This window comes from Neorhizobium sp. 05N33, from assembly GCF_056397445.1.
Map to the genome: position 1 here is coordinate 35,818 of NZ_JBFTNK010000013.1, position 26,399 is coordinate 62,216.

Consider the following 26,399-nt stretch of genomic DNA (forward strand, 5'->3'; position numbering starts at 1 on the left):
GCTGCCGCTTACGGCGCTCGGTTTTCGGAGCGTTCGCGCGACATCGCCGTGAGAATTTCCTCACGGCGCGCACGCGCTACCTCGTCGATTTGCTGGTAGAGGCTATTGCCTTGAGAATCGATGCCGACTGTCAGGGGTCCGAGCCTTTTCACCTTGAGCCGGACGATGCGGTAATGGGACACGAGTTCCGGCCATGCGACCCCGAGGACCTCCTCCACCGCATCCGTGAGGATCGGTGCCCCGCCGCCCTGGAAGGACACATAGATCCCTCCGGTTTCAGCGAGCGCCGCAGCACTTTCGGGAGCTAGGCCGCCTTTGCCACCCGTTAGTAACAGCTTATGGGCGCGGATCAGTTGCGGCATCAGCGGATCGAAGCGCGTGCTGGTGGTCGGGTTGAGATAATGCAGATGCCAGCCGCCCTCCTTCTCTTCGAGCGAAGCGCCGAGATGGAAGATGCATCCGTCCTGCAGGACGACAGGTGGCTCGATCCCCTCCCGGGCTTCGCGTTCAAGCCGCTGATAGGTGGGCAGCCCGGCGCTCGAAACGATCTCTCCGGTCAGGTAGACGCGGGCACCGACACGAAGATGGAAAAGGTCCTCAGGCCGGACAGGAAGGGTCAGTTCGTAATCGCGGCTCATTCGACCCACTCCACCAGGCCGCCGGGATGGATGCGCACCCGCGACCGGCGGTTGATCCAGCAGTTGAAGGCGACCGCGACCGGCGTGAACCCGTGGCCGGAACACCATTCGACATGGACGCCGAGCGTGGTCGTGTCGCCGCCTGTTCCCATCGGCCCGTAACCGAGCGCATTAATGGCCCTCGTCAGTCGGCCTTCGAGCGCGGCCACTTCCGGCTCGGGATGCGGCTGGCCGAGCGGTCGCAGCGTCGCCTCCTTGGCCATCTTAGCTGCATAGTCAAAAGTGCCGCCGATACCGACGCCGATCGCGACGGGAGGGCAATGCTGGCCGCCCGCCTTGATCGCCACGTCCAGCACATAGGCCTCGATTTCCTCGATGGACGGAAAGGTGAACAGTTCGAGCGCCRCCCAGCGGCCCGAGCCGAGCGCCTTGGGCGAACAGATGATCTCGACCCAGTCTGCGCCGCTCACCTGGTCGAATGTGACGATCGGCATGCCCTTGCCGGTGAGCGATCGCTCCCGCGTCAGCGGATTGGTGACATGCGGCAGGAAAGGCGGATCGACCGTCGCTACCAGCGCCTCGTAGCCCGCCTTCAACGACGCCTTGAAATCGGCGCGGATCGGGCTCTCGGTCCCCAGCTTGACGAAATAGACCGGGATGCCGTTATCGGAACAGACATAGGTATTACGTTCGGCGGCGAGTTCGGCGCTCCGCAACTGCATTGCCAACGTCTTGCGCGCCACTTCCACCTTTTCTCGCTCCATCGCTCCCCGGATCGTCCGTATCGTGTCGTCTGGCACACGGCGAACGGCACGATCCAGGAGTTCACCGCCGAGCTTCTGGATCAGGGCATCATCCGACATTGCTGGCAGTCCTTTCCAACGGCTCCGTGAGGGGACGCATCAGTTCGAAAATCGGCCCCAGGCCCGCATAATCCATGTAGCCGAGGCGCGACAACGGCCGGATCAGCGAGAGATCCACCCTGCCCTCGCGAACAACAGCATCGTCGACATGGATGCCGACGACCTCTCCAAAGATCACCATCGATCGCACGTCGCCGCCTTCGGCGGTCTTCAGTTCGACGATCTCCGACAGCCGGCATTCGAGCGATACCGGCGACTCCGCCACCCGCGGGGCATGGATGAGATTTTTCGCTGGCTCGGCCGTCAGGCCGATCCGCTCAAACTCGTCCACATCCGGCCCAAAGCTGAAACAGCTGTCGTTCAGTTCCGAAACCAGCGCCTCCGTCGCCATGTTGACGACGAACTCGCCGGTCTCCTCGATATTGCGCTGAGTATCCTTCCGTCCGGCCGAGGAGAACATCACGAAGGGCGGCGCACCGGAGACCGCGTTGAAAAAGGAATACGGCGCGAGATTGGCTATTCCTGCGGCCGAACGACTGGAAATCCAGGCGATCGGCCGGGGGGACACGAGCGCGTTCCAAGGATTGTGGGCAAAACCGAATTGCCGCGGATCGTCGCTGCGGGGGTCATAGAACATGTCAGGTTACCGGCAGAACACGACCGTGACGCGGAGCGAAACTGAGCACGACTTCGCTCCCGGGCTCAAATCGCCGATCGGGATTGCTCTCCACCTGCATTATCTGCCCCCCGACCTCGACCACGTAATGAAGGACGTTTCCTAGGAAGCTCACCGAGCCAACCCGGCCGGTCAGGTTGTTGGTGTTTTCGTTCGCAGCGGTTTCGCGCGCACTCGCAAGCGAGATATTCTCCGGTCTGACCGACACCGACACCGTATCGCCTCCGCTCTGGTCCTTGTCTGCGCAACAGCGGATGTTGACGCCCCCGCCGACTTCCACCGTGACCGCCTCGGCGGCGCCGCCGAGGCTTTTTCCGCGCAGGATATTGGTATGTCCGATAAACCCGGCGACGAACTCGTTGGCGGGTCGGCAATAGATGTCCTGCGGTGTGCCGAACTGCTGGACTTTGCCCTTGTCGATGACTGCTATGACATCGGACATGGCGAGCGCCTCGCTCTGGTCATGCGTCACATAGACGGCCGTGATCCCCAGTTCCGATTGCAGCCGTTTCAACTCAATGCGCATGCCTTCGCGCAAGGTTGCGTCGAGATTGGAGAGCGGCTCGTCGAGCAGCAGCAGCTTTGGCCGGTGAACGATTGCGCGGGCAAGCGCGATGCGCTGCTGCTGGCCGCCGGAAAGCTGTGTGGCCGAGCGGGCGCCGTAGCCGCCGAGGCCGACGACCTCGAGCGCCGCGTTGACGGCCTTGTCGATCTCGGCGCGGCTGTAGCGGTGTGTCTTCGAGACCTTGAGCGGAAAGGCAACGTTTTCGAACACGGTCATATGCGGCCAGATCGCATAGGACTGGAAGACCATGCCGATATCGCGCCTGTGCATCGGCACGGAAATATCAGCCTTTCCGTCGAATATCGGACGACCATCAAGCAGGATACGCCCTTGGTCGGGTTCTTCCAGGCCCGCGATGCAGCGCAAGGTCGTCGTCTTGCCGCAACCCGACGGGCCGAGCATAGTGAAGAATGTGCCCGGCTCGAGGTCGAAGTCCGCATTCCGAATGCCCCCGGCATATTCGTTGCGGCCTGCGGGGTAAACTTTGCTGATGTTTTCGAGCTTCAACATGGGGTTCTCCTCCCGGTCGGGTGCAGCTACGCCTTATCTTTGGCGACGATATAGAAAACGAAAGAAAGGCAGGTCATCACGGCTGCCCATATGAGGCCGAAGGCCGCAAGTTCTCCTCCTTGGCCGTTGACCCAGAGGTCGTACATGCTGACCGCCACGACCTGGCTGTTCGGACCGGCCAGCAGCGCCGCGACCGCAAGCTCCTTGGTCGCGATCAGGAAGATGAACAGCCAGGCGGAGATCAGTGCCGGCGACAGCAGCGGCGCCATGACCTTGCGCAGCATGGTGATCGGTCCGGCACCGGCCACGCCGGCGGCCTCCTCAAGCTCCTGGTGTATCTGGAGAACGCCTGCATAACTGTAGCGAAGCCCGTATGGCAGGTAACGGACGGTATAGGTCAGGGCCAGCGCCCACAGCGTGCCGTAGAGCGGCAATGGCATCGACAGGAAAATCATCATAAATGCGACCCCCATGACGATGCCGGGAAAGATCAACGGCGCCGTCGCCAGCTGATCGAGCAGGACACCGCCGGGCTTGCGTCTGGCGCTCAACCAGCCGACGAAGAAGGTCAGGACCACGGCGACAGTTGCAGCGATCGCGCCGACAAAAACCGTGTTGAGCGCCAGCTCGCGGTAATGTTCCGAAGCGAGTACCGTCTGGAAGTTCTTGAGCGACATGACCGGCAAGGCGGAGATCCGGATCGCTCGCATGAAGGGCTGTAACGCAAGCCATAACAGCGCCAACAAGGGTAGTAGAAGAAGCAGGACGAAATTGAAAATGACTAACGCCTCTGCGACCCAGCGATAGGGTCCCAGATTGAACGGCCGCGGGCGAAAGCTCTTGCCGGTGATTGAGCTGTACTTGCCGGCATTCTTGGCGAGCTTGCCGTAGAAATACAGAAGGATGCCGACCACGATGAGAAGGATGACCGAATAAGCGCTGGCATATCCAAGGTCCGGCGGGATTGTTTCCTTGATCGACTTGTAGACGTCGGTGGTCAGCACGTTGATGCCGCCCGGTATGCCCACCATGGCCGGCACTTCGAAAGCCTCGATGGCACGGATGAATACGAACAGGGCAAGCGCGAGTATGGCCGGCATCGACATCTTGATCGAGACAGTCCAGATCGTCTGGAAGATGTTGGCACCGCTCATCCGGGCAGCCTCTTCCAAATCGGCATTGGCAACGCGGAAGGTCGCCGACAGCAGCAGGAAAACCAGCGGCGACCAGAGAAATCCCTCGATCAGGATCATCCCGGTCATGGAATAGACGTCGAGCAGCACGTCCCGCTGGCCCGTAAGGGTCCGATAAAGATCGTTCAGCGGTCCCGCACGGCCCAGCAGAAACAGCCATGCTCCGACATAGAGGATATAGGGCGTTCCAAGGGAAATGATCGTGGTGAGATAGGCAAGCGGCTTGAAGCGCATATTGGTGCGCTCGACAAGCCAGGCCTGCACTCCACCGAACACCAGCGCCACGACGGTCGAAAATGCAGCAAAGACGACCGAATTATAGACACTGGTGAAGACCCCGGACGCGGTCAGGAACCTTGTGAAATGAACGATCGTAAAGCCGCCGAAGCTCGCATCCGGACTGGTAACGGAGAGCGAACGCGCGATCAGGATGACGACCGGAGGCACGACGAGGATAGCCAGAACGGCCCCGATGACGATACTCAGCCATAAGGTCGGATTGCGGGTCGTGCGCCGGGTCGAGATCGTTTTCGAAGGGGTGGAATGTACGCTTGTCTGGTGGGTCATAGCCATCCATCGGGCTCCGGCATGTAAAACGCCGGTCCGGTTCGCTGAGGAACAGGAGCCGGTGCAATGTACTGGGTGCGTGCGGAAGCTTGCCCGCCGCAGGCTGCGATCACATGAAGGTCTTGTTCACGACATCGATCCACTTCTTCAGATTTTTATCAATGGTATCCGGCGTAATAAAATTGATCTTGAAGGGCTGCGGACCGGTCGGAAGCAGCTCGGGGTGGCTGACCTTGGCATTGGGATTGGCGGGCAGATAGCCGGCATCGGCGACCGCCTGCTGGCCCTCAGCCGATTCCATGAAGTCGATGAACAGTTTGGCGGCATTCGGATGCGGCGCGTCCTTCACCAGTCCGATCACGCTGGCGCTTGCGATCAGGGGCTCCATACGGATCCACTCCACCGGAGCGCCTTTTTCCTGGCTGATGGGAACGTGATGGTTGAAGATCATCAGCGCGATGGGGGATTCCCCCAGAATCGTGCGGTCGAGCACCGTGCGCTGGCTGGAGGTGATGTTGGTTATTTTCTGGGTGGCGAGCTTCTTGAGATATTCCATCCCCTTTTCTTCGCCCATCGTCATCAGCATCGTGCCGACGAAACCCGCGGCGCCGGTCGGCTCGGGCGTGACCGCCCATGCCATCTGGCCTTTCCACTTCGGGTCGAGCAGATCCTCGAAGGTTTTTGGCGCTTCTTCTTTGGAAACCAGATCCGTGTTATAGGCTGCCGTCAGATAGTAGAAGTTCTCGGCATGCCAATAGCCTTCGGGATCCTTGGCCTCTGCCGGAAGGCTGGCGGCGGAATCCGGTATGTAGGGGGCGACCATTCCGGCTGCCTTGATCGAAGAATAACTGCCGGTACCATCGAACACGTCGCCGACACGATTGCCGGCCTGCCCTTCGTTGATCACCTTGAGCGCCACGTCACCACTGTTGCCGCGCGAATACTCGACCTTGATGCCTGGGTACCTGGCCTCGAAGGCGGCGGCGATGGGCCGAACGGCCTGATCAACGATCATCGTTGTATACCAGACGACCTTGCCTTCCTTCTTGGCGGCCTCGATGAGTTGGTTACTCGCGGCATTGGCCACACTGCTCCACAACAGGGCACCGGCAAGACCCGTAAACAGCATTGTTCTTCTGCTGGGCATACTCTTTCCTCCTCAAGCGTGTGCGATGGCTCCTCCAGTCGCACAGTTATAAAAGCTATAAACCATGTTTATGATTTATACAAGCTGAGACACCCTCATGCAGCCTGACCGCTGTGGTCTCCCAGAGGCGGCAGGGTGAACACGCCGGCCTCCGAATGCGGCAGTTCGTCGGTCATGCCGTCCGGCAACGGTACGCGATGCGCGTTCAGCGTCATCGCCACCATCGAATAGTATCCCGCTACCGCCGTCAGTTCTACGACACCGACTTCTCCCCAGCGTGCCTGCACCGCCGCATAAGCCGCGTCGGGAACATCGCCCTCGGCTAACAGCAGCCGCACGTATTCGTAAACTGCCGCGGCATCTGCATGATTGGCGAGATCTGGGCGGCGTCCACAGCGGAGATCTTCGATCACGGTCTCCTCCACCCCCGCCCTTCGCGCCTCGTTCGCATGGATGGCGAACTCAGCCAGACTGCTCCAGTGACGTGCAGTCACGAGAATGGCAATTTCTGTCAGCGCAAACGGGATGCTCGTTTCATAGCGAAGCACCTGTCCCAACCTCTGCCAACGGTCGGCCAGGACCGGATTGTGAAGTGCCGCACGTAAGGGCCCGACAAGCGCGCCACGAGGCCCTGAAACGATATCGTTGAAAACGGCAAGCTGATCCTCGGACATTACGTCCGGGGTCGGAAAGCTTATTCTTCCCATACTCATATCTCCTTCTGAAAAATTCCAAGTTCTGCGAGAACGGCCTCCGTATCCGCACCAAGCAAGGGCGGCGCCTTGTTGAAAACGAGCCCGGACCGTTTGAAGCGCAAAGGGGAGACCACCTGGGCAACTTCGCCGACGAGCGGATGCGGCAGCGAGCGCAGCATCTGGCGATGCTTCACCTGCGGTTCCTCGAAAACCATGGGGACGGTATTGATTGGCCCGCAGGGAATCTTTCTTGCGCCGAGGAGGGCAAGCCAGTCGGCAAGGTCACGGCTGAGCAGGCGCTCGGCGATCAGCGGATGCAGGACATCGAGATTGCGAACACGGTCGACATTCTTTGCATAGCGGGGATCGCGCGCCAGTTCCGGCATGTCGAGTGCATCGGCAAAGCGGGCGAACTGTTCGTCATTGCCGACCGCAAGCACCATGTGACCGTCGCGGACCGCGAACACGTCTTGGGGCTGGATGTTCGGGTGCTTGTTACCGCGCCGTTGCGGAGCCTTGCCTGAAACCAGATAATTCATCGCCTGGTTGGCCAGCATAGCGGTCGCGACATCGAGCATGGCCAGATCGATATAATCGCCCTTGCCGCTGGTGTTGCGCTCCGAGAGCGCTGCCAGCACAGATATCGCGGCATACATCCCAGTCATGATGTCGATAATCGGAATGCCGACCTTCTGTGGGCCGCCGCCCTCCTCGCCGTCGGGCGCGCCGGTGACGCTCATCAGCCCGCCCATGCCCTGGATCATGAAATCGTAAGCGGCATCTTCAGCCATTGGACCATCCTGGCCGAAGCCGGTGATCGAGCAGTAGATCAGCCGAGGATTAATCTCCCGCAGTTGAGCCTCGCCAAGTCCGTAACGATCCAGCGTCCCGACCTTGAAATTCTCGAGCACGATGTCCGAGCGCTTCGCGAGTTCGCGAACAACATTCTGGCCTTCCGGCGAGGCAAGGTCGAGTTCGACGGAACGCTTGCCCCGATTGACCGAAAGATAGTAGCCGGATTCGGCGGTCGGATTGCCATTGGCATCGGCCAGATAAGGCGGGCCCCAGCGACGCGTATCGTCACCCTCACCCTTCCGTTCGACCTTGATGACCTCCGCACCAAGGTCGGCGAGGATCTGTCCCGCCCATGGGCCGGCCATGATACGGCTGAGATCCAGAACGCGGATATTCGAAAGCGGACCTGCCATCGTCAAGCCTTTCCAAACGTGAAAACGGCCTGCTGCGCGGCGACCTCTGGAACGGATGCCGGCCCATCGTCAACAACGGCGGTCGAAGCGAAAGACGGGCACGCCTCCAACATCTCGAACCAGGCGGCCAGCCTTGGGAACGCTTGCTTCCAGCCAGTCCCCGGCCAACGGAACTCAAGCTGGCCAAGCGCGCAGAAGACTGCCACCTGGCCGAGCCCGAGGGTCGTTGCCGAAAGCTCTGCCGCTTCCGTTTCCAGGCGCGCCATCGTGGCGCGCACCTTCGTCTCGAAGGCGTCGCAGATGACCGGGTCGGCCCTGTCTCCACGCACGCGCTCGATGCGCCAGAGCAGCAGGATATCGATCAGCCCGTCACCGAGCGCTTCCCAGCGCAACTGGCGGAGCCGAACCGGCGCATCCTCCGGCACCAGCATCCCTGCCCGTTCCGTCAGATAGGCGCAGATGACCCGACTGTCGAACAGCGCCTCGCCGTTCTCCGTCACCAGGACGGGGATCTTGCCAAGTGGATTGTCCGCAAGGACCGAGGGATTGGGCTCCGCGGCCATCGCCACGGCCGAGCGAACCCGCACGACCTGATCGACCAGGCCAGTCTCGTTCAGAACGATCATCACCTTTCGCACGAAGGGCGAACGGGGTGACCAATGCAACTTCATCATGAAAGGCCCCTAAGAAAACTGCTCATAACGGCGTTGAAGGCGTCCGGCCGTTCGAAGCAGGGCACATGACCTGCGTCCGGAACAGATTCGAAACGGCCGTTCGGGATCATCCCGGACAGGTTGCGCATGGTCTCCGGCAGGTTGCCGTCCCTTTCGCCCGCCACCAGCAGTACCGGACAGGCTATAGACCCGAGACCGGCGCTGACATCGAAGTCGGACAGGGCTTGCGCGCAGGCGATGAAGCCCTCCATCGGGGTGGCGGCGATCATCGCTTCCAGCCGGTCGACGACGGGCGACTGCGGGTTCGCCAGCCAGCGAGCGGCGGTACCCTTGGCAAACGCAGCGATCCCGCCCCTGCGCACTACGGCGATCCGCTCCTGCCATTGCTCGCGACCGCCCGACGCCGTCTTGGCCTGGCCGTCAACCAGCATGAGGCCTGTAAAGCGGGCCGGCGCCTGCGCGACTGCGGCAAGTCCCGTCGGAACCCCGATCGACAGCCCGACATAGGCGGCGCGATCGATGCCAATGCAGTCGAGTAGTTCAACGACATCGCCGCCAAGCACGCGGAAATCAACAGGCCGGGTTGGAATTGCGGAGCCACCGTGGCCACGCTGATCGTAGCGAAGTACGTTAAAACGACCTTCCAAGGCGACGACCTGCGCATCCCAGATCGAAAGATCTGTGGCAAGCGAGTTCGAGAACACAACCCAAGGAGCGGAGCGATCAGCGACCGTCAGGCGGACGGTAAGCTCCTGGCCATCGCTCAATTCCACCTGTTGAAGTGCGGCGCTGTCCCACTTTTTTCTCCCATCGGTAGAATCGTCCGCCATCGTCATTCCTGTAAACTTTTCAATCTTGTCACCGTTCACAATAAGCTAGTCTTATGACTTTTCGAAAGCAAGCTGTTTGTGCAGGACCCTGCCGCACAGGCCTTGCATCCAGGGTCCCGAACAAGAGCGGTGCGAAATCGTACGAGGTCTTTATGAACCAAAGACAGCGAAGTTTTTGTAATACAGCGTCTTTCGTGCGACTCTTCGGTCAGCCCGAGGGAGACAACTATGTCTGAAATGGTGCTGGCAATACTTTCCAATATTCGGACAGTTGAAGCCATGGTCGCCGCGTTCCGGGACGAGGAGCATTGCCGCCATTTGCCGGAAGGCATGGTATGGCGGGATGGCAGGGTCTGCCCCGCCTGTGGTTATAAACGCTCGATCAGCTGGCCGCGATATGGGCAAGCGCCGCGCGCGGCCGGGTCTCTATCAATGCTCCGGCGGTGATTGCCGGTTCCAGTTCACGGTGAGAACGCACTCGCCCCTGCACGCCACGAAACTTCCCTTGCGCGTAAGCGTTGCCATATGTGCATCGACGTCGGCATTCTCCGCCCGGAGCGAGGCATGGATACTCTCGGTCATCTCGAATCCGCTATAACCGGCGGCAGAGGCGCTGCCGCATCGCAGCCTGACATCGTCAACAGCGTACGCCCGGGGTCGACCGAATTGGCCGGTCGGGAAGCATCCCTTTTACCGTTTCGGCAGCCTCGCTAAATATCTTGGCACCGAAGGCCTCGAAAACCGGTCCGTGCTGACGCCGGTGCAACAGGAAGTTTATGACGTTGCACGTGGGAAGCAGCTTCCTTTGTGGAAAGCGGACGGCCCACCACTTTTTTCGCATCCACCACCCGCTAGCGGCATGTCTTGGATGGGGCGCCCCACCTTCGCCGATATCGGGCGTGACGGCGGCGATGGCGAGCAAAAGGCGCTCACGCTCCGGCAATAGTCCTCGTGCGGACATGCCGAGATCGAGAACCTTCGCGTATCCGCCAACCAGATGCTCGCCGCGCCTGGCGATGATCAAAATATGCGCAAAGCCGGCTCAGCCTGGCGCGGCTCTCGTACTGCGTGCGTGGGTTGGGGCTCGCGATCCGCGCCAATGAGATCCCCCGAACACGCATGCCGTTGCAAGGCGTCCGGAGAACCACTGGTCGATCACCTGATCAATCTCAAACAGCCGGCACCAATGATCGAGGCCCGCTCGGCTGTCGATCATCGTGGTTGTTCCTTCTTTTTGGTTTGGGATCAAAACATAGTGTTTTGGTTGGCTGCTTCGGCGGGAACAGGCTGCGAGACGTCCCAATGCTCGGCAATGTGTCCGTCTTTCACACGGAAGATGTCCATGATGGCCAGACCTCCGGTGCCGTCCTCTTTGCCCCCTGCATGAACATGCAGCCAGACGAGATCGCCTTGGGCCGCACTGCGTATGATGCGGCCGCTGGCGTGGGGGGTTGCTGCCAGAAGGCCGGTAGCGAACTTCACAAACCCCGCCTTGCCGGTCGCCACCCTCGGGTTGTGCTGAATGTAGTCATCGGCCACGATTTCGCTTGCGCCTGCCACGTCATGCTCATTGAAGACCTGGTTGTAGAAATGGATAACCAACTCGCGGTTCGCTTCCTCAGCCGTGAGATCGCGTGAAGCCGTTTGGGCCAGAGCTGGGGCAGCCGCAGCGAGGGTCACCGCAACGGTTGCAGCGGCAAGCAGTTTGATTGGATCGAACATGAGTTCTCCTTTTGGTTTGACGTCAGTAGCCAACGGTGAAGGGCTGGCGGATGTGCTTTGGGTCTTCGATCTCGTCTGCCATGGCCACGGCGTAGTTCTCTAACGAGTTGCAGGAGCGAACTCGCCGCGCAGGAGCTGGCCCGTCCTTGCTGAGCTGGAATTTGCCGGTGCGTACGATCCACCGAACACGTATGCCATTGCAAAGCGTCCGAAGAAGCACCGGTYGATCACGAAGGTGTCGACTTCTGCTCGCGGAAAATCTGATCGATCTCAAACAGTCGGAACCAATGATCGACTGGCACGGCTCTGACCGCCGGCCAAGCCTCCGCTCAGTTCCCATTCAAGGCTTTCACGACCGATTTGAAGAGATCAACCCGCTTGGGAGGACTGTTGTAGCCGGCAATAACCATAACGGTGCGTGTTTGACGATCGACATAGACACTTTGGCCGCCTACGCCCTGAGCGGCGAAGCCGTCTAGTCCGGGAACCGCCCACCAGAAATAGAAATAGTTCTTTTCCGGAAAGCTGGTACTGGTCGATTCATTCACCCAAGCGGGCGGTACGATCTGCTTGCCGTTGGCCTTGCCGTCGTCAAGCATAATCTGGCCCAACCGCGCAAAGTCGCGTAGCGTTGCTGCAAATCCCGCACCATACCATTCATGCTGGCGTCCGCGTGGCCCTTGCATGATCCAATATCCCGGCGCCTCCATGCCCGCCGGCTGCCAGATCGCCTCGGTCATAAGCTGCGCAATGCTCTTTCCTGTCGCGGCCACTATGACCTTTCCGGCGAGCTCCGTCTCGAGCGTCGAGTAGTTGAACTTCGCCCCTGGATTGGCGACCGGCTTTAGTTCGCGCGCGACATCTTCGTAGTACGACTTTTCTGTGTTGGTGGACGCATCACGAACGCCATCAAGGAAGCTTCCGGGAGAATAGTCTTCCACCCAGGACGTGCCCGTCCGCATTGTTAGAAGGTTACGCAGTGTCACCTTATCGTAGGCGGTTCCTTTGAGATCCGGCAAATATTTGACCACCGGATCGTCGACATGGATCTTCCCCTGTTCCTGCACAATGCCGAACAGCATGGAAGTCCAGGACTTCGACATCGAGAATCCAATGTAGCGGCTGCTCTCACTGCCGCCGTTGCGGTGTACTTCCCGCACGATCTTCCCGTCTCGCATCACAACAATGCCGTTGATGCGCAAATCCTGCAGCGCCGCAAGCAATGTCGTCTCTTTTCCCTCGATTTGGACCGGCGTGTCGTCCGGCAGCTTCAGTGTGGACGATGGCAAGGCCCATTTATTCGGTCCCGGTTCGACGGAACGCGTGTCGAAAAGTTCGTCAAGGTGACGGTAGGTCAGCAAGTTGAACGTGTCGCTGGTCTTGTTACGTCTCGCCTCCACAAGCGCAGGATCGAGCGGCTCCGCCAAGGCCGTAATCGAGCCCGCCGACAGTGCAATTGCCACACCGAGAATTGCGAATCTGGATAGAGAGAACCCGGTTGTCATTTCATTTCCTCCCAGCGATTGTCCAATGCGTTGCAGAAAATTCCAGACATAAAAGTCTATAGATTAGCTTATTAGCACATTACGTTGCACCCGCAGAATTGCAAGTCAAATTTTGCGCGCGATAGGCCCCACGTGCGGCGGCTTGCGGTCAGCAACCCAGGCACAGTATGAACACACCGGCGCGGCATCTTTGTCGTTGCGGAGCAGACAATGACCATCGGAACGACAGCCGAATTGCAGCACATGCCGCTCATCCTTACCCGGCCCACCAATGTCCATCGTCGGGCGATCGAGATTAAGTGATATGCAGCCCCTCAGTCGCGGCGGCCGCCCCCGTTGGGAACCGCCGCGTCCGTTAGCAATCAGTTCTTCAACTGATCAGCCCAGTCGGCGATCGCGTCGGCGACCTCGGCCGGTTTCTCGGCGGGTAACGCGTGGCTTGCCCCCTCGACCACCTTGACGGTTACGCGCTCGCCCAACTCGTCCTTCAGCTCCTGCCGCGACGATGCAGGCCGGAAGGGGTCGGAGCCCCCTTCAAGGTCGAGCATCGGAGCCGTTCCGCCTGCCCACCAGTCTGCCTGGTTCGTCAGCTTCATCGCCGCCCTCTGGCCTTGGGTGACGTCGGCATGCCACCCCTCAAGCCAAGGTGTCGGATCATTGCCTTCCGCGAAGAAAGCGAGTCGCAAGCCTCCTAGGCGTTGTTCACGGGTGGAGGCTGGGTCATTGATCATGACGATTGCATCGCTAAGTTCCTTCGGCCATTTCCTCGCCCCGGCTGCCACCAGCACCACACCGCGCGTCAGATCTGGATGGTCGGATGCGATGGTGCGGGCGATCCAGTTGCCGTACGCATGGCCCGCCACGATTGCCTGTCCACCCTCCTTGCGAATGACGGCTGCATAATCATCGGCGAAGTCATGGAAAGACACCGCCTCCATTGGCCCCTTGCTTGCGCCGATGCCCCGCGGATCCACCCACAGCCCGCGATAGCCACGGGCAGCCAATCGCTCCGCAAGCGCGCCGAACTCTTCAGTCCCCCGGCCCTGCGAGGGAATAAACAGGATAAGCGGCCCGTCTCCTTGCGTGCGATAGCTGATGGTGGCTTTGCCGTTCGTCACGGATTTGATGACCGCCTCCTCCGCATGCGCGGCACTCGCCGCCGAAACGGCCGCAAGGACGAGTGCGATGAGGAGACCTTTTCCCCGGTTCGTCATGTCAGTTCCTCCTTCTTTAGTGGTGAAAGGACATTAAGCTGACCTATTAGCTTTTTCAAGCTAAAGCTGATAGTCTAGCATTTTGACTGATCCGCGCAGCCTGTAGGCCGTGTCGATCCGTTGCAGCGGACTGCAGCAAACTCGTGTGGTGAATTTGTCACCGGCATCGCCAATATTGATGGGTTCAGCACCGGGCTCTCAATGGACTCATGGGTTGGAACATCCAGGTATGCGGAGACACGGAACTCGACGAACTCGATGCCCTTCGGCCTGCCTTGATCCAACGGTCGGTTCAAAGCCGCAGACCGGCAAAGAGGGCATTCACGTCACCCCGCAGGAAGCCGGGACCTTCCGCGTTGGCTACCTCTGCGATCATCCTCTTCAGGTCCTGATCCGCCAGATGCGCCGCCCACCAGACCGGACCGCCGGTCCAGCGCGGAAAGCCGTAGCCATGGATCAGCGCGACATCGATATCCGACGCCCGGCGCGCGACGTCTTCGGCTAGCAGCCGGGCACCTTCGTTCACCATCGCCCCAATGCACCGTGCGCGGATTTCGTCGTCGGTGATGAGGCGGGGACGTATTCCCGCCGACTTTCGCGACGCTTCGAGATAGGCCTCAAGCGCGGTGTCCGCTTTAGCGTGGCCGCTCGCGTAATCATAATAACCTGCTCCCGTCTTGCGAGCGAAGCGGCTCGCCTCGCACAACCGGTCCAGGACGTCGACATATCGCACTGACTGGTCGTACGAAGTTGCCCGCGCCTTGCGCATGCGCCACGCAATGTCGAGCCCAGACAGGTCGGCCACCGCGAAAGGGCCCATCGCCATGCCGAAATCCGTCATGACGAGATCGACTGCCTGCGGCGAAGCCCCGTCCTGGATCAGGAACTCGGCATGACGCCGATAGGCGTTGTAAACGCGGTTCCCGATGAAGCCGTTGGCGTTGCGAGCGATCACGACCTGCTTGCCGAGCCTTTTCGCCAACGCGAGCGCCGTTGCCAGCGTTTGCGCGTCAGATCGAGTGCCTCTGACCACTTCGAGCAGCTTCATGACGTGGGCGGGAGCGAAGAAATGCAGCCCCAGGAAGCGTTCAGGAATGGGAAGAGCCTCGGCCATCTCATCGATGTCGAGATAGGACGTGTTCGTCGCAACGATCGCTTCGGGAGCGATGATAGCGCCGAGATGGCCGAGCAGCTCCCGTTTAACCGCGATATCCTCGAATACGGCTTCGATGACCAAATCCGCGCCAGCAGCATCGGACAGGTTTACCGACGCCGTCAGTGCGGCGGCTTGGCGGGCGGCCGCGGCGTCGTCAATGCGCCTGCGCCTGAGATCGTCGCTGCGCAGTCCCGCGACCCGCCCCACGCCGGTCGTGAGTGCGTCCCCGCTCCGCTCAAGGAGGATCACTTGATAGCCGCTCGAAAGAAGCGCGTGCGCAATCGCGGCGCCCATGGTTCCGCCACCGACGACGCCCACGCAGCCAATCGGCAACGCAACGGCACCGGTGCTTTCCGAGCGGCTCGCATCCCGCTCGGCAAAGAAGACATGGCGAAGCGCGAAGGCTTCAGGCGACATACGGATGTCCTGGAAAGCAGCCCGCTCTTCCGCCAAGGTCTGCCGGAAGGGTTTTTCCGCGGCACACAGGACTAGCTCCGCTGCCTTGACGGCCGCTGGTCTGCGTCGCGCACGGGCGACGATGTTGTCGCGCACCACGCGCGCCTCGCCGCCATCGAAATCCGGTACCGGCATCTCAGCGACGCGGCGTTTGCCGGAACAGCGACGAAGCACCGCCATCGTATCATCGAGCAGGTCGCCTTCGCTGATGGCGTCGATAAATGCCGAATGACAGCGCCTCCTCGGCTTTTACGCGCCGTGCGGAGACAGCAAGCTCCAAGGCGACCGGAACGCCTGTCAGCCGCGGCAAGCGCTGGGTGCCACCAGCGCCGGGAACCAGCCCAAGGCCGACTTCCGGCAACCCAAGGACCGCGTTACGGTCAGCGACGCGAACATCGCAGCCGAGCGCCAATTTAAACCCGCGCCTAGGGCCGCCCCGTGGATGGCGGCCGCAACGGGGATCTCGAGATTTTCGATCGCCTCAATTACAGCCGGGAGCTACGGCTCGGAGAGCGGTTCGCCGAACTCCTTTATGTCCGATCCGGACACAAAGGTTTTACCTGCCCCGATCAGCACCACGCCCTTAAGCGCCGTATCCAACGCGATAGCGGCGATCGCCGCGACCAGCCCCTTGCGCACGGCGTGAGAACCAGCATTCACAGGAGGGTTGTCGATGGTAACAATCGCCAACTCCTCAACTTTTCTCCAACTGATCACGCTAGATAGACCTCTTAGGCCTTTAGGTCTTCGGAGTTGATCGGCAATGTCCGGACACGCTTCCCTGTTGCTAGGAAGATCGCATTGGTGACGGCTGGAAACGCCGCCGAGGTTGCCGCTTCACCTATACCTCCTGGCGGCTCCGCGCTCGGGACGATATACGTTTCAACGTGGGGTGCCTCGTCGATGCGGAGCGGCAGATAATTGTCGAAATTGCTTTGTTCGACGCGGCCATCCTTGAAGGTAATCGCGCCATACAGTGCGGCAGTGAGTCCGTAGAGCGCGCCGCCTTCCATCTGGGCCGCAATCGTGTCGGGATTTACCGTTAGTCCGCAGTCCACAGCTGTGACGATCCGTGTCACCTTGACGGCACCGTTCGGCGCGACAGTTGCTTCAGCAATGATCGCGAGATAGGAGCCGAATGCGAACTGCACAGCGACACCCCTGCCCTGCCTGGCTGATAATGGCCTACCCCATCCGGCCTTTTCTGCAGCCAGCTCCAAGACCTTCAGCGCACGCGGATTTTCCGTCAATAGCCGTTTGCGGTACTCGACGGGATCGATTTTCGCTGCAGCGGCAAGCTCATCCACGAAACTTTCGACCATGAACACGTTATGCGAGGGGCCAACACCGCGCCACCAACTCGTGAGAACACCAGGTGGCTCAACCTGGTTGAATTCAATTTGAATCGCGGGAAGCTTGTACGGTGGATGGGCTGCCCCTTCCACGCCATCGGGATCCACGCCGTTCTTCATTGCGGGTGGGAAGATCCGGGCAAAAATCGACGATCCGGAGACACGATGCGTCTAGGCGACCGGGTTTCCCTGGGCATCAATTCCGCGGCGGCCAAAGCCGCCGCCGACTATATGATTGTTGATTATGATCTTCTCGGGGGCGAGACCGGTGACGGCGGCGGCGGCCTCTTTGGCTGCGGAAAGGTTCTGAGTTCCGACCCAAAGTTCGCACGCATCCTTGGGCACGTGAACCGTGCAGTTCATCGGCTCCATTGCGGCGTGGGAAAGAAAAGGCAATTGATAAACGGCGTCGATCCGCTGCGCGGCACTCGCCAGCGCCGCTATCACATCGCCTTCGCTACGTGCAATGGCGCCGGCTTTGCGGGATTCCTGATCCAGATGCTCGACGATATCGGAGCTGGAAACGTGTGCGTTCGGGCCGTCGTCCCACTCGATCGCCGCCGCCTCAAGCCCTTTGGCAGCTCCGGTGTGATCCGCCACGACCGCTACTGCGCTGTCGGTCTGCACGACCTGATGCACGCCCTTGATCGCCAGCGCAGCCTGCTCATTGACAGACTTCGGCTTGCCACCGAGAACCGGCGAAATGGCGATCGCCGCGATTTTGGTACCGGCAGGGGATGCGTCGATGCCATACTTGAGCGATCCGTCCACTTTGCCTGGTGTGTCCAGACGTTTCGCCGAGGTTCCCAGGAGTTTGAAGTCCTTCGGAGATTTGAGCGTTACGGTTTCCGGTGGAGGTACAGGCAGTGACGCAGCAATATCGACCAACTCACCATAAGCCCGCTTCCGTTTTCCACTCTCATCGATAACGAAGCCATCTTCGGCCCGACACGTTGCGGCGTCTACTTTCCACTCGTTTGCTGCGGCGTGAATGAGCATGATGCGGCCCCTCGCACCGGCGGTGCGCAAGGGTGTCCAGAACGCGCGTATTGAAGTGGAGCCGCCCGTCATTTGACGCCCGAGCATTGGATTAGCATAGAGTGCCTCTTTAAGCGGCGCATGTTCGAACTTTACATCATCAAGTGCGACTTCCAGCTCTTCAGCGAGCAGCATGGCTTGGGCGGTGTAGATTCCTTGACCCATTTCCACTTGCGGCATGACCAGAGTGACAAGCCCTCTCCGGTCGATGCGAACGAATGCGTTGGGAGCGAAGCCCGCGCCTGCCGCAACAGAAAAGTCTGGGCCAAGAGCCAGATTGACGACGAGACCACCGCCAACGACAATGCTTGCCTTCAGGAAGAGGCGGCGGTTCAATTGCGGGCCGTGAGTACAGTTCGACATGACCTGCTTTTCCTTTACGCGCTTGCACGCTTAATGGCGGCCCGAACGCGCTGATAGGTACCGCAGCGACAGACGTTGCCCGACATTGCATTGTTTATCTCGTCGTCGGTGGGTTTTGGCATTTCGTTCAGCAACGCGGCGGCTGACATCAGCGGGGCACTGCGGAACTCAGTTGAGGCCCTTCACGATCTCTGCGGCCGCATCGAGGAGTGGCTTTTGCACGGACAAAAGCAAATGGGCACGTGTACTTGGCACAAGAACGCCAAGGCTTGCTTCGCAACGCCCGCTCCTTTCGAGAAGGGGCGCGGCGATCCCGTGAACGCCCATCTGCAGTTCGTCATGAGAAATGGACCAGCCATCGGCCTTCGTCGTTTCGATCCGCGCCAGGGCCGCAACCAGGTCGTCGGTTTTTTTCAGGATGCGAGTGATCGCCTTTTCGCCCTGGAACGCCAGGATAGACCAGCCGCTGGCTCCTTTGTAGAGCGGGTGGCGCGAACCGGGACTGTGTTCGACGCGGACCAGATGCCGCTGGCCGACCGCCTGGTCGATGACGACGGCCTCCCAATTGTCCAGCCCGTGCAGAACGACAGTCTCGCCTATTTCCGCCGCCAGCCTCTGCATGACGGGTTTGGCGACGCTGCGCAGATCCGTGCCGGTCTGTCGTGCAAGACGGAAGACGGCAGGCCCGACGATATAGCCCTCGTCACTTCGGCGGACATAAGCGCGTTGCGCCAGCGTCACGAGCAGACGATGGGCCACCGTGCGGTTGATGGCGCACATTCGCGCCACGTCGGACGCGCTGACGGGCCCTTGCCCCGCTACCGTTTCGAGAACGGTCAGCATCTGGTCTCCCGTCGATGAGATTTCCGCCAATTTCAACTCCTGTGAAGGTCAAGCCGCACATTCCGCTGCTTAGGTCATACCGGTTTCTGGCCGGAGGTGGCCAAAAGCCTACTACTCCGACACTGATTTTGTAGCAAGCCGATCATTGACGAATATCGCACGATATGATCTAAATACGAACATAAATGTTCATATAACGGAATAGAAAATGAAACTCGTTAGTTACGATGAAAATGACACCCCACGCTTTGGCGCCCTCTGTGGCGATCATGTGATCGACCTTGCCCGCAGCAGTGAACTTTACGCCGCAGGCGACGGGGCGATCGAGCTCATCCCTTCGCGCATCGAGGCGTTCTTCGAGAAGCCGGATGTTTTCTCTGAATCGGCGCGTGCAGTAATTGCTCGTTTCGAAGCGGACCATGTTGCGAACGATACGATCTCGAAGCTGCGTTCGGACGTGAAGTTGCTGCCGCCGATCGCCCGCCCGCCCAAGATCATCTGCATAGCACGAAATTACGCTGAGCACGCCAAGGAAGCCGGCCTCGACATCTCGCCGATTCCGATTATCTTCGCGCGCTTCGCCAACACCTTCGTCGCTGACGGCGGCCCGGTCATCGTGCCGTCCGTCTCCAGCCATCTCGATTGGGAAGGTGAGCTGGCCATCATCATCGGCAAAAATACCAATGGTCGCCGCCTGAAAAAGGAAGAGGCCATGGACTACGTCTTCGGCTACTCCATTTTCAACGACGTGACCGTGCGCGACTATCAGTTCCGGGTTACCCAATACACGGCGGGCAAGAACTTCCGCGCCTCCGGACCTTTCGGCCCGATTATCGTCACGGCCGACGAGATTGCGGATCCGCACAAGCTGGACATCCGCACGACGCTGAACGGCGAAGTGATGCAATTCGCCAACACCGAAACGATGATCTACGACATTCCGACGATCCTCGAGCACATCTCGGACTTCATCGATCTGGAAGCCGGCGACGTGATCCCGACGGGGACACCTGCCGGTGTCGGTTTCAAACGCAAACCACCGATTTTTTTGAAGCATGGAGACCGGATCACTGTTGAAATCCCCGGTATCGGTACATTGTCGAATCCTGTTATCGATGAAGGAACTGCGTAGTGGGACAGGACGTCTTTGAACGGGGCCTCGACATTCGCAAGGCTGTGCTGGGCGCGTCCTATGTCGAGAAATCGCTAAGCGCGGCCGATGACTTCAACCTCGACTTCCAGAATCTCGTCACGGAATATTGCTGGGGCGCCGGCTGGGGGCGCACTGCGCTCAGTCTGCGCGACAAAAGCCTGCTGAACCTGGTCATGCTCGGGACACTCAACCGAAGCACGGAGTTCAAGCTGCACCTGAAAGGCGCGTTGACGAACGGCTGCAGCCGGGATGAAATCAAGGACGCACTGATCCAGCTTGCCATCTATGCCGGCATACCGGCCGGTGTGGAGGCATTTCGTCTCGCACGCGAAGTCTTTGCCGAAATCGAGGCCGCCGGTTGATCGTCTGACGCCGAACACCGGAAGGCAGACGGATTCCAGCAGCTCAACCCAAAGGGAACCACCTATGCAAATGCATAAAGCCAGAGTTCATCCTACGGAAGCCCGGTTGTCCGCGTGGCCCGCCGTGGGCCTGAGGTCGCACTGATGGCGCTTGCAACGGCGAACCAGATCGTCCGCTTTAGCGGGGTCTCCAAAAACTATGGAATCTACAAGGCCATCGACGGGATCGATCTCGATATTGTTCCGGGGGAGTTCATCACGTTTCTTGGCCCGTCGGGATCGGGCAAGACCACGACGCTGATGATGCTGGCGGGGTTCGAAACGCCGAGCGAAGGCACAATCGAGATGGATGGCCGCCGTATCGAGGGGTTGCCGGCTCATAAGCGCAACATTGGCGTCGTCTTCCAGAATTATGCGCTCTTCCCTCACATGTCGGTGCGTGAAAACCTGGCATTTCCGCTCAGTGTACGCCGGGTAGACGCCACAGAAATTCGAAGCAGGGTGGACGCCGCGCTGGCCATGGTGCATCTGGAGGGGTTGGGCGACCGAAAGCCGGTGCAGCTTTCCGGTGGACAGCAACAGCGCGTGGCACTTGCCCGCGCCATCATCTTCAAGCCGCGCCTGATCGTTCTTGACGAACCGCTCGGCGCGCTCGACAAAAATCTACGCGAGCACTTGCAGGCGGAACTAAAGACGCTCCACCGCGACCTCGGCACGACCATGGTTTTCGTCACCCACGATCAATCCGAGGCCCTGACGCTCTCCGATCGTGTCGCCGTATTCAACAAGGGGCGGATCGAGCAGATCGACACACCGCAAGCTCTCTATGAACGGCCTGCGACACCGTTCGTCGCCTCCTTCATCGGCGAAAACAACATGCTGTCGGGCCGCATTGAAGCCAAGGACGGCGATGAGTTTGCTATCCGCTTTTCAGGCGGAGGCCTGTTGCGGGCTCGCTCCCAGACTTCGTGCAGGTCCGGCGACGAAATCATCATCAGCGTCCGACCAGAAAACATTCGCCGTGCCTCAGCGGATGCCGGCCAGCACCTCTCCGCCGCCGTCATAGACATCGTCTATCTTGGCGACCAGAGGCGCATTCTTGTCGAGGCCGACGGCATCGGCCGGCTGGTCTTCAAGACGAGTGCTAGCGACGAAAAACCGATCGCGCAAGGAGAGCGGATCGACATCGAACTCTCGGCCGACGCCTGCCGGGTCCTGCCGAAGCAATAGGCATGGCGACAACCGGTACCGGTGCCGTGCGATCTCAAGTGTGAAAATGAACCAGAAAACAAGGGGAATGCCGCCGTGAAAAAATATTTCATCTGGCCTCACTGGTGGCCGCACTTGCCATACCTGGGATGGTGGTCGCGCGTGACCTGGGCGGCGCAGTAGATGTGGGCCCCTAGTACATCCAGAGCCCGGGGCTTCCATGCGCCAAAGATCCTCCTTATCCGGAGCTGTCTTGCGGCCATTCCCTTGCAACAAAAGCAGCCGATGCCATGAGCGAGACGACGACGACTGGGATTTCCATCAAGGCTGCAGGCCTCCTTCTCGTCCTGCCGCTTGTTCTGTTTTTGCTGGCAGTGTTTTTCGTGCCGCTGGCCGGGATGTTACGGCTGTCGGTGGAGGACAGAGACCTGTCCAGCGTCATGCCTTTGACAGCGGAGGCGATAAAGCAATGGGACGGAAACGGCCTTCCGGCACCGGCTGCCTACGATGCGGTTGCATTGGATTTGATGGTCGCCAAGAAGACACGCACCGCAGGGGTCGTCGCAAGGCGGCTCAACTACGATACTCCCTCGCTACGGACCGTTATCACAGCGACAGCGCGTGGCCTGCCGGAAACAGCCGGCACGGGAGCCGACTGGGCGACCGAACTTCACGTCATCGACCCGGCTTGGGGCAGGCCCGAGATTTGGCAGGCAATTGCCCGGGCACGGGGACCCTGGAGTGATTTCTACCTGCTCTCTGCCTTCGACTTGCGCCGTGACCCCGCTGGTCGAATCCACGCGGCGCGCGATGAAGGCCGCCTCTATGTCGATGTCTTGGTTCGCACTTTTACCATTGCCTTGACCGTCACGGTCATCTGCATCGTCCTTGCCCTCCCTGCCGCACTTCTATTGATGTCGACCGGTGCCGGCGTGTCCAGTTTGCTGATGATCGTCCTGCTGCTGCCCCTGTGGACCTCCGTTCTGGTGCGCTCTGCCGCCTGGATGGTGATTCTGCAGAAAAATGGGCTCATCAACACGCTGCTCATCAACATCGGCCTGATCGGACAGCCGCTGGAGCTGATCTACAATCGGACGGGTGTGTTGATCGCGCTCACCCATATTCTCCTGCCCTATGCCGTCCTGCCGATCCTCGGCGCGATGCGCAACGTTCCCAAAAATCAGACGCTGGCGGCGAACTCGCTTGGCGCCGGCCCAATCAGAACCTTCTTCTCCGTCTACTTGCCTCAAATTCTCCCGGGCATTTCCGCCGGTGGACTTCTCGTCTTCATTCTTTCGCTCGGCTACTATATCACCCCCTTGCTTCTCGGCGGTGCGGGCGATCAGTTGCTGCCCTACTACATCGCGTTCAACACCACCCAGACCGTCAACTGGGGCCTGGCTGCCGCGCTCGGCTCGGTGCTGCTGGCAGCGACTTTCCTGCTCTATGCGGCCTATATCCGGCTGGTCGGCGTCCAGCGCATCGGATTGGGATAGGAACCCGTCATGACCGACAGCACATATTGGTGGAAACTGGCGGGCAAGGCATTTGGCTTCATCGTCTTGCTTTTCCTGATCGCACCGATCATCGCGATCATCCCGCTTTCCTTCAACACGTCGAGCATTCTCGCCTATCCGTTGGAAGGCTTCTCGCTCAAATGGTACGCCAAGTTCTTCGGCGACCCGCGTTGGTGGATCGCCATCAAAAACAGCCTGATCGTCGGGATCGCTACCGTCTGCATCGCCACGCCGCTCGGCACGCTGGCAGCGCTCGGGCTGTCCGTCTCCAGCTTTCGCGGCAAATCTTTCCTCATCGCGAGCATCATGTCACCGATGGTCGTTCCGACCGTGATTACCGCCGTCGGCATCTATTTCCTCTTCGCGCGGCTTGGCCTCGCCAACAGCCTGAGTGGACTGGTGCTCGCCCATACAGCCCTTGCCGTGCCTTTTGTCGTGATCACCGTCAGCGCCGCGCTGAGCCAGCTTGACCGGGTCTTGTTGCGGGCATCCGCCAGCCTTGGCGCCGACGGGTTGACGACATTCCGGCGCGTGACCATGCCATTGATCATGCCCGGTATCGTTTCGGGCGCAATCTTCGCCTTCACCACATCCTTTGACGAGGTGGTGGTGGCGATCCTGCTCACCGGCCCTGAACAGCGCACTCTGCCACGCGCGCTGCTAAGCGGCACGCGCGAGAACCTCGACCCGACGGTCATGGCCGTGGCAACGCTGCTGATTACACTTTCGGTCATCCTGCTTCTGGTTTTCACTGCCCTTCAGCAGCGTGGCAACAGGCTGGTCGACAAAGACGAATAGGTTCTCTGGCCACAGATCTTTTGTTAGCGGCATAAGGGGTGCTGGCGGAAAACTGTCAACCTTCCAGTGCCATGGACGCTGCGGCGTCTCGCAACCTGCCTTCCAGCCCGCCGTTTCTAAAGAAGTTCGGGCGAAGGCGACGGAGAGGAGGTCGACAAATTGTCGCGGGCTCGTAACGGCATCGATCACGGTATGATCGCGATAGGCGAACACGAGGACCAGAGAACCGACCTTCAATGTCGGTCAGGTGCGATGGACCGTAGCCGTTGACCAGGTAAGGTCCATTGAGGCGCCCTCACCGTTGGGTTCCGCCTCGGGTTGGAAGAAATCGGCGTTGCCGCCGATGAAGAACAGGCCGTAGCGGTCACGTCGCCGAAACGCGAGCATCGAGCCCAGCACGATCGTGCAATCGCCGCCGAGTACTCCCCGGAAACTGGCCGGAAATCGGATGAGAGTAGCATTGCTGAGAAGCGCGCGTCACAATCCACTGGCTCTTTTTCGCTCCGCGGCCAGCATCATCTCGATGAATCGTTGCACCTTTGCCGGCCGGAAGCGTGCTGCCGGGAATACCGCATGGATCCCACCGGGCGGCAGTGTCCATTCAGGCACCAACCGCACCAGCCGTCCGGTGGCAATGTCATCTCCCAGCATGTAGTCCGGAAACACGGATACGCCGGCGCCGGCAAGAACGCAGGCGTAGGCGGTAGGGGTCTTGTCGGTCCGAATTGCGGACCGCGCTTCAATGATCTCGGTCTCATAACCAGTGCGCGAAAACATCCAGCGGAGAGGATGACGTAGAACCGCATTCTCGATCCAAGGCAGGAGCCCCACGTCAACTGGCGTCGAGCATTGAGGGAAGGTCAACGCGAGCGCGGGCGCGGCGACGAGATATTGTTCGAAAGTCCCGAGACGCCGTGCCTGGTTGCTGGTATCCGTCAACCAGCCGACCCGGATGGCAAGGTCGAACTGGCCGCTCACGAGATCGATGATATCGTCGTCGAACACAATGTCGACGCACATCTGCGGAAACTGCTTGAGATAGGCGGCGATCACCGGCGCTACCATGGTTGAACCGTAGTCAAGCGGCGCCGTCAGCGTCAGGGTTCCTGAAGGCTCGTTGGTGAGATGCGACATCTCTCCATAAGCTGCCTCCGCCTCCCGGAGAATGAGGGCGCAACGATCATAAAAGCGCCGCCCTTCTTCTGTGGTGTGCAGCCGGCGCGTCGTCCGCGCCAGGAGCGTCACCCCTAGCTCCTGTTCTAGTTTTCCGACCTGATGGCTAATGACGGCCTTGGCCACGCCAAGCCGCTCGGCGGCGGCGGTAAAGGAGCCACTTTCGACGACAGACGTAAAAAAAACCAACCGATTGAGGTTGAGAAGATCGCTCATTCATTTGTCTTATCAGATCAGACAGTCTGTACGATTGGCCGACATTTATCTCCTTTGCAAGCCCTGACAATGTGTATCCGTTCCAATCAAGGAGTGCCGGATGGCGCAGACCGGTTCTATCATCTATCTCTTCGATCCATTGTGCGGCTGGTGCTACGGCGCGGCTCCCGTGCTCGAACGTCTTCGTATTGACGGCTTCCGTGTCGAAGCCTTGGCGACCGGTCTGTTTTCGGGATACGGTGCACGACCGATGGATGCGGCTTTCGCTGCCTATGCCTGGACCAATGATCAACGGATCCACCGACTCAGCGGCCAACCGTTTTCGGCGGAGTATCGTGCAAATGTGCTGAACCGGCCAAATTCGCTGCTCGACTCAAGTGCCGCCACACTGGCCATCACCGCGGCTGGACTGGACGATGCGAATTTGCGTTTCGACGCGCTGAAGATCATCCAGCATGCCCGCTATGTGGATGGGCTCGACGTCACGAGCCCCGCCGTTCTCATCGAACTCCTCGATCAGGCAGACATGACATCGACGGCGGACCTACTGCGGGAGCCCTCCGAGGCTGTCTTCGAGGCCAACCGGGCGCTTGTCGGCAAGGCGCAGCACCTGTTCCGGCAGGCGCGTGCGGACGGCGTTCCCGTGCTGGTTGTCGAATCCGGAGCCGGGCCGCATCTCCTGAATTCGAGCGCGCTCTTCGGCAGTTACGGCAACCTGATGCCTCATCTCGAAGCAGCTTGAAATTTCTCCCAACC

Annotated in this window: 26 protein-coding genes and 3 pseudogenes; 7 read left to right on the forward strand and 22 right to left on the reverse strand. The window is 60.1% G+C overall.

Features of this window, described 5'->3' with window-relative positions; all coding sequences use genetic code 11:
- Positions 1-8: 8 nt before the first annotated feature.
- The 10 genes from AC1DLT_RS24825 to AC1DLT_RS24870 form a co-directional block, all read right to left on the reverse strand.
- On the reverse strand, positions 9-638 hold the full coding sequence (locus AC1DLT_RS24825; protein ID WP_477488523.1) for a fumarate hydratase C-terminal domain-containing protein: 630 nt from the start codon (positions 636-638) through the stop codon (positions 9-11).
- Positions 635-1,501 (reverse strand): fumarate hydratase, encoded by an 867-nt coding sequence (locus AC1DLT_RS24830; RefSeq protein WP_477488524.1) that lies wholly within the window; start codon positions 1,499-1,501, stop codon positions 635-637. The genes AC1DLT_RS24825 and AC1DLT_RS24830 overlap by 4 nt, the downstream gene beginning before the upstream one ends.
- Positions 1,491-2,138: a flavin reductase family protein gene (locus AC1DLT_RS24835; protein WP_436112881.1), complete on the reverse strand. Its 648-nt coding sequence runs from the start codon at positions 2,136-2,138 to the stop codon at positions 1,491-1,493. The genes AC1DLT_RS24830 and AC1DLT_RS24835 overlap by 11 nt, the downstream gene beginning before the upstream one ends.
- A gap of 1 nt (position 2,139) precedes the next feature.
- Positions 2,140-3,252: an ABC transporter ATP-binding protein gene (locus tag AC1DLT_RS24840; protein ID WP_436112882.1), complete on the reverse strand. Its 1,113-nt coding sequence runs from the start codon at positions 3,250-3,252 to the stop codon at positions 2,140-2,142.
- A gap of 26 nt (positions 3,253-3,278) precedes the next feature.
- Complete coding sequence (locus tag AC1DLT_RS24845) at positions 3,279-5,018, reverse strand: ABC transporter permease (protein WP_436112883.1); 1,740 nt, start codon at positions 5,016-5,018, stop codon at positions 3,279-3,281.
- Between the two features lie 103 nt (positions 5,019-5,121).
- Complete coding sequence (locus AC1DLT_RS24850) at positions 5,122-6,159, reverse strand: ABC transporter substrate-binding protein (protein ID WP_477488525.1); 1,038 nt, start codon at positions 6,157-6,159, stop codon at positions 5,122-5,124.
- A 95-nt stretch (positions 6,160-6,254) separates the two neighbouring features.
- Positions 6,255-6,866, reverse strand: a complete 612-nt coding sequence (locus AC1DLT_RS24855; RefSeq protein ID WP_436112885.1) for a carboxymuconolactone decarboxylase family protein — start codon at positions 6,864-6,866, stop codon at positions 6,255-6,257.
- A 2-nt stretch (positions 6,867-6,868) separates the two neighbouring features.
- Positions 6,869-8,062, reverse strand: a complete 1,194-nt coding sequence (locus AC1DLT_RS24860) for a CaiB/BaiF CoA transferase family protein (protein WP_436112886.1) — start codon at positions 8,060-8,062, stop codon at positions 6,869-6,871.
- Between the two features lie 2 nt (positions 8,063-8,064).
- Entirely contained in the window at positions 8,065-8,736 is a 672-nt protein-coding gene (locus AC1DLT_RS24865; RefSeq protein ID WP_436112887.1) for a glutathione S-transferase family protein, read from the reverse strand.
- Positions 8,733-9,566 (reverse strand): alpha/beta fold hydrolase, encoded by an 834-nt coding sequence (locus tag AC1DLT_RS24870; protein WP_477488526.1) that lies wholly within the window; start codon positions 9,564-9,566, stop codon positions 8,733-8,735. Before AC1DLT_RS24870 ends, AC1DLT_RS24865 begins: the two co-directional genes overlap by 4 nt.
- Before the next feature lie 228 nt (positions 9,567-9,794).
- On the opposite strand from AC1DLT_RS24870, the pseudogene AC1DLT_RS24875 reads away from it, so the two are divergent.
- Positions 9,795-10,080, forward strand: a pseudogene (locus AC1DLT_RS24875) (transposase); the annotation flags it as partial.
- A 731-nt stretch (positions 10,081-10,811) separates the two neighbouring features.
- Here AC1DLT_RS24875 and AC1DLT_RS24880 read toward each other — a convergent pair.
- The 10 genes and pseudogenes from AC1DLT_RS24880 to AC1DLT_RS24925 all read right to left on the reverse strand — a co-directional run bounded on the left by AC1DLT_RS24880 (position 10,812) and on the right by AC1DLT_RS24925 (position 19,245).
- A complete protein-coding gene (locus AC1DLT_RS24880) occupies positions 10,812-11,288 on the reverse strand; it encodes a nuclear transport factor 2 family protein (RefSeq protein ID WP_436112889.1) in 477 nt (158 codons plus the stop codon).
- A gap of 329 nt (positions 11,289-11,617) precedes the next feature.
- Positions 11,618-12,793 carry a serine hydrolase domain-containing protein gene (locus AC1DLT_RS24885; protein WP_436112890.1) on the reverse strand — a complete coding sequence of 392 codons (1,176 nt, stop codon included), beginning with the start codon at positions 12,791-12,793 and terminating at the stop codon, positions 11,618-11,620.
- A gap of 362 nt (positions 12,794-13,155) precedes the next feature.
- Positions 13,156-14,007 (reverse strand): alpha/beta fold hydrolase, encoded by an 852-nt coding sequence (locus AC1DLT_RS24890; protein ID WP_436112891.1) that lies wholly within the window; start codon positions 14,005-14,007, stop codon positions 13,156-13,158.
- 292 nt (positions 14,008-14,299) lie between these two features.
- Complete coding sequence (locus tag AC1DLT_RS24895; protein WP_477488527.1) at positions 14,300-15,799, reverse strand: 3-hydroxyacyl-CoA dehydrogenase family protein; 1,500 nt, start codon at positions 15,797-15,799, stop codon at positions 14,300-14,302.
- 4 nt (positions 15,800-15,803) lie between these two features.
- Positions 15,804-16,031, reverse strand: a complete 228-nt coding sequence (locus AC1DLT_RS24900; RefSeq protein WP_436112893.1) for an enoyl-CoA hydratase/isomerase family protein — start codon at positions 16,029-16,031, stop codon at positions 15,804-15,806.
- Between the two features lie 86 nt (positions 16,032-16,117).
- Positions 16,118-16,309 (reverse strand): enoyl-CoA hydratase-related protein, encoded by a 192-nt coding sequence (locus tag AC1DLT_RS24905; RefSeq protein WP_436112894.1) that lies wholly within the window; start codon positions 16,307-16,309, stop codon positions 16,118-16,120.
- Positions 16,310-16,350: 41 nt separating this feature from the next.
- Positions 16,351-17,091 (reverse strand): molybdopterin cofactor-binding domain-containing protein, encoded by a 741-nt coding sequence (locus AC1DLT_RS24910; protein WP_477488528.1) that lies wholly within the window; start codon positions 17,089-17,091, stop codon positions 16,351-16,353.
- Between the two features lie 51 nt (positions 17,092-17,142).
- A complete protein-coding gene (locus AC1DLT_RS24915) occupies positions 17,143-18,372 on the reverse strand; it encodes a molybdopterin cofactor-binding domain-containing protein (RefSeq protein WP_436112896.1) in 1,230 nt (409 codons plus the stop codon).
- A 14-nt stretch (positions 18,373-18,386) separates the two neighbouring features.
- A pseudogene (locus AC1DLT_RS24920) lies at positions 18,387-18,536 on the reverse strand (2Fe-2S iron-sulfur cluster-binding protein); the annotation flags it as partial.
- A gap of 4 nt (positions 18,537-18,540) precedes the next feature.
- Positions 18,541-19,245 (reverse strand): IclR family transcriptional regulator, encoded by a 705-nt coding sequence (locus AC1DLT_RS24925; protein WP_436112897.1) that lies wholly within the window; start codon positions 19,243-19,245, stop codon positions 18,541-18,543.
- Positions 19,246-19,423: 178 nt separating this feature from the next.
- On the opposite strand from AC1DLT_RS24925, the gene AC1DLT_RS24930 reads away from it, so the two are divergent.
- The 5 genes from AC1DLT_RS24930 to AC1DLT_RS24950 all read left to right on the forward strand — a co-directional run bounded on the left by AC1DLT_RS24930 (position 19,424) and on the right by AC1DLT_RS24950 (position 24,254).
- Positions 19,424-20,347, forward strand: coding sequence for a fumarylacetoacetate hydrolase family protein (locus AC1DLT_RS24930; RefSeq protein ID WP_436112898.1), 924 nt, complete (start codon positions 19,424-19,426; stop codon positions 20,345-20,347).
- Entirely contained in the window at positions 20,347-20,730 is a 384-nt protein-coding gene (locus AC1DLT_RS24935) for a carboxymuconolactone decarboxylase family protein (RefSeq protein WP_436112899.1), read from the forward strand. Before AC1DLT_RS24930 ends, AC1DLT_RS24935 begins: the two co-directional genes overlap by 1 nt.
- A gap of 144 nt (positions 20,731-20,874) precedes the next feature.
- Positions 20,875-21,960, forward strand: a complete 1,086-nt coding sequence (locus AC1DLT_RS24940; RefSeq protein WP_477488529.1) for an ABC transporter ATP-binding protein — start codon at positions 20,875-20,877, stop codon at positions 21,958-21,960.
- A gap of 269 nt (positions 21,961-22,229) precedes the next feature.
- The gene (locus AC1DLT_RS24945; RefSeq protein WP_436112901.1) at positions 22,230-23,435 is read left to right on the forward strand and encodes an ABC transporter permease; all 1,206 of its coding nucleotides are present in this window, start codon (positions 22,230-22,232) and stop codon (positions 23,433-23,435) included.
- 9 nt (positions 23,436-23,444) lie between these two features.
- Positions 23,445-24,254, forward strand: coding sequence for an ABC transporter permease (locus tag AC1DLT_RS24950; RefSeq protein WP_436112902.1), 810 nt, complete (start codon positions 23,445-23,447; stop codon positions 24,252-24,254).
- A gap of 184 nt (positions 24,255-24,438) precedes the next feature.
- Here AC1DLT_RS24950 and AC1DLT_RS24955 read toward each other — a convergent pair.
- Together AC1DLT_RS24955 and AC1DLT_RS24960 are read right to left on the reverse strand one after the other, a co-directional pair.
- Positions 24,439-24,686, reverse strand: a pseudogene (locus tag AC1DLT_RS24955) (arginase family protein); the annotation flags it as partial.
- Between the two features lie 45 nt (positions 24,687-24,731).
- Complete coding sequence (locus AC1DLT_RS24960) at positions 24,732-25,643, reverse strand: LysR family transcriptional regulator (RefSeq protein ID WP_436112903.1); 912 nt, start codon at positions 25,641-25,643, stop codon at positions 24,732-24,734.
- Between the two features lie 100 nt (positions 25,644-25,743).
- Between AC1DLT_RS24960 and AC1DLT_RS24965 the strand changes: the two genes are divergently transcribed.
- Positions 25,744-26,385, forward strand: coding sequence for a DsbA family protein (locus tag AC1DLT_RS24965; protein WP_436112904.1), 642 nt, complete (start codon positions 25,744-25,746; stop codon positions 26,383-26,385).
- The last annotated feature ends 14 nt before the right edge of the window (positions 26,386-26,399 follow it).

What these genes read in the sequence shown, in the direction of transcription:
- AC1DLT_RS24965 (WP_436112904.1), top strand. Translation starts at nt 25,744, where the DNA reads ATGGCGCAGACCGGTTCTATCATCTATCTCTTCGATCCATTGTGCGGC.
- AC1DLT_RS24860 (WP_436112886.1), bottom strand. Translation starts at nt 8,062, where the DNA reads ATGGCAGGTCCGCTTTCGAATATCCGCGTTCTGGATCTCAGCCGTATC.
- AC1DLT_RS24895 (WP_477488527.1), bottom strand. Translation starts at nt 15,799, where the DNA reads ATGGCGGTGCTTCGTCGCTGTTCCGGCAAACGCCGCGTCGCTGAGATG.
- AC1DLT_RS24880 (WP_436112889.1), bottom strand. Translation starts at nt 11,288, where the DNA reads ATGTTCGATCCAATCAAACTGCTTGCCGCTGCAACCGTTGCGGTGACC.
- AC1DLT_RS24840 (WP_436112882.1), bottom strand. Translation starts at nt 3,252, where the DNA reads ATGTTGAAGCTCGAAAACATCAGCAAAGTTTACCCCGCAGGCCGCAAC.
- AC1DLT_RS24850 (WP_477488525.1), bottom strand. Translation starts at nt 6,159, where the DNA reads ATGCCCAGCAGAAGAACAATGCTGTTTACGGGTCTTGCCGGTGCCCTG.
- AC1DLT_RS24835 (WP_436112881.1), bottom strand. Translation starts at nt 2,138, where the DNA reads ATGTTCTATGACCCCCGCAGCGACGATCCGCGGCAATTCGGTTTTGCC.
- AC1DLT_RS24865 (WP_436112887.1), bottom strand. Translation starts at nt 8,736, where the DNA reads ATGATGAAGTTGCATTGGTCACCCCGTTCGCCCTTCGTGCGAAAGGTG.
- AC1DLT_RS24910 (WP_477488528.1), bottom strand. Translation starts at nt 17,091, where the DNA reads ATGAAGAACGGCGTGGATCCCGATGGCGTGGAAGGGGCAGCCCATCCA.
- AC1DLT_RS24940 (WP_477488529.1), top strand. Translation starts at nt 20,875, where the DNA reads ATGGCGCTTGCAACGGCGAACCAGATCGTCCGCTTTAGCGGGGTCTCC.
- AC1DLT_RS24855 (WP_436112885.1), bottom strand. Translation starts at nt 6,866, where the DNA reads ATGGGAAGAATAAGCTTTCCGACCCCGGACGTAATGTCCGAGGATCAG.
- AC1DLT_RS24845 (WP_436112883.1), bottom strand. Translation starts at nt 5,018, where the DNA reads ATGGCTATGACCCACCAGACAAGCGTACATTCCACCCCTTCGAAAACG.
- AC1DLT_RS24950 (WP_436112902.1), top strand. Translation starts at nt 23,445, where the DNA reads ATGACCGACAGCACATATTGGTGGAAACTGGCGGGCAAGGCATTTGGC.
- AC1DLT_RS24885 (WP_436112890.1), bottom strand. Translation starts at nt 12,793, where the DNA reads ATGACAACCGGGTTCTCTCTATCCAGATTCGCAATTCTCGGTGTGGCA.
- AC1DLT_RS24945 (WP_436112901.1), top strand. Translation starts at nt 22,230, where the DNA reads ATGAGCGAGACGACGACGACTGGGATTTCCATCAAGGCTGCAGGCCTC.
- AC1DLT_RS24915 (WP_436112896.1), bottom strand. Translation starts at nt 18,372, where the DNA reads ATGTCGAACTGTACTCACGGCCCGCAATTGAACCGCCGCCTCTTCCTG.
- AC1DLT_RS24930 (WP_436112898.1), top strand. Translation starts at nt 19,424, where the DNA reads ATGAAACTCGTTAGTTACGATGAAAATGACACCCCACGCTTTGGCGCC.
- AC1DLT_RS24890 (WP_436112891.1), bottom strand. Translation starts at nt 14,007, where the DNA reads ATGACGAACCGGGGAAAAGGTCTCCTCATCGCACTCGTCCTTGCGGCC.
- AC1DLT_RS24960 (WP_436112903.1), bottom strand. Translation starts at nt 25,643, where the DNA reads ATGAGCGATCTTCTCAACCTCAATCGGTTGGTTTTTTTTACGTCTGTC.
- AC1DLT_RS24870 (WP_477488526.1), bottom strand. Translation starts at nt 9,566, where the DNA reads ATGGCGGACGATTCTACCGATGGGAGAAAAAAGTGGGACAGCGCCGCA.
- AC1DLT_RS24825 (WP_477488523.1), bottom strand. Translation starts at nt 638, where the DNA reads ATGAGCCGCGATTACGAACTGACCCTTCCTGTCCGGCCTGAGGACCTT.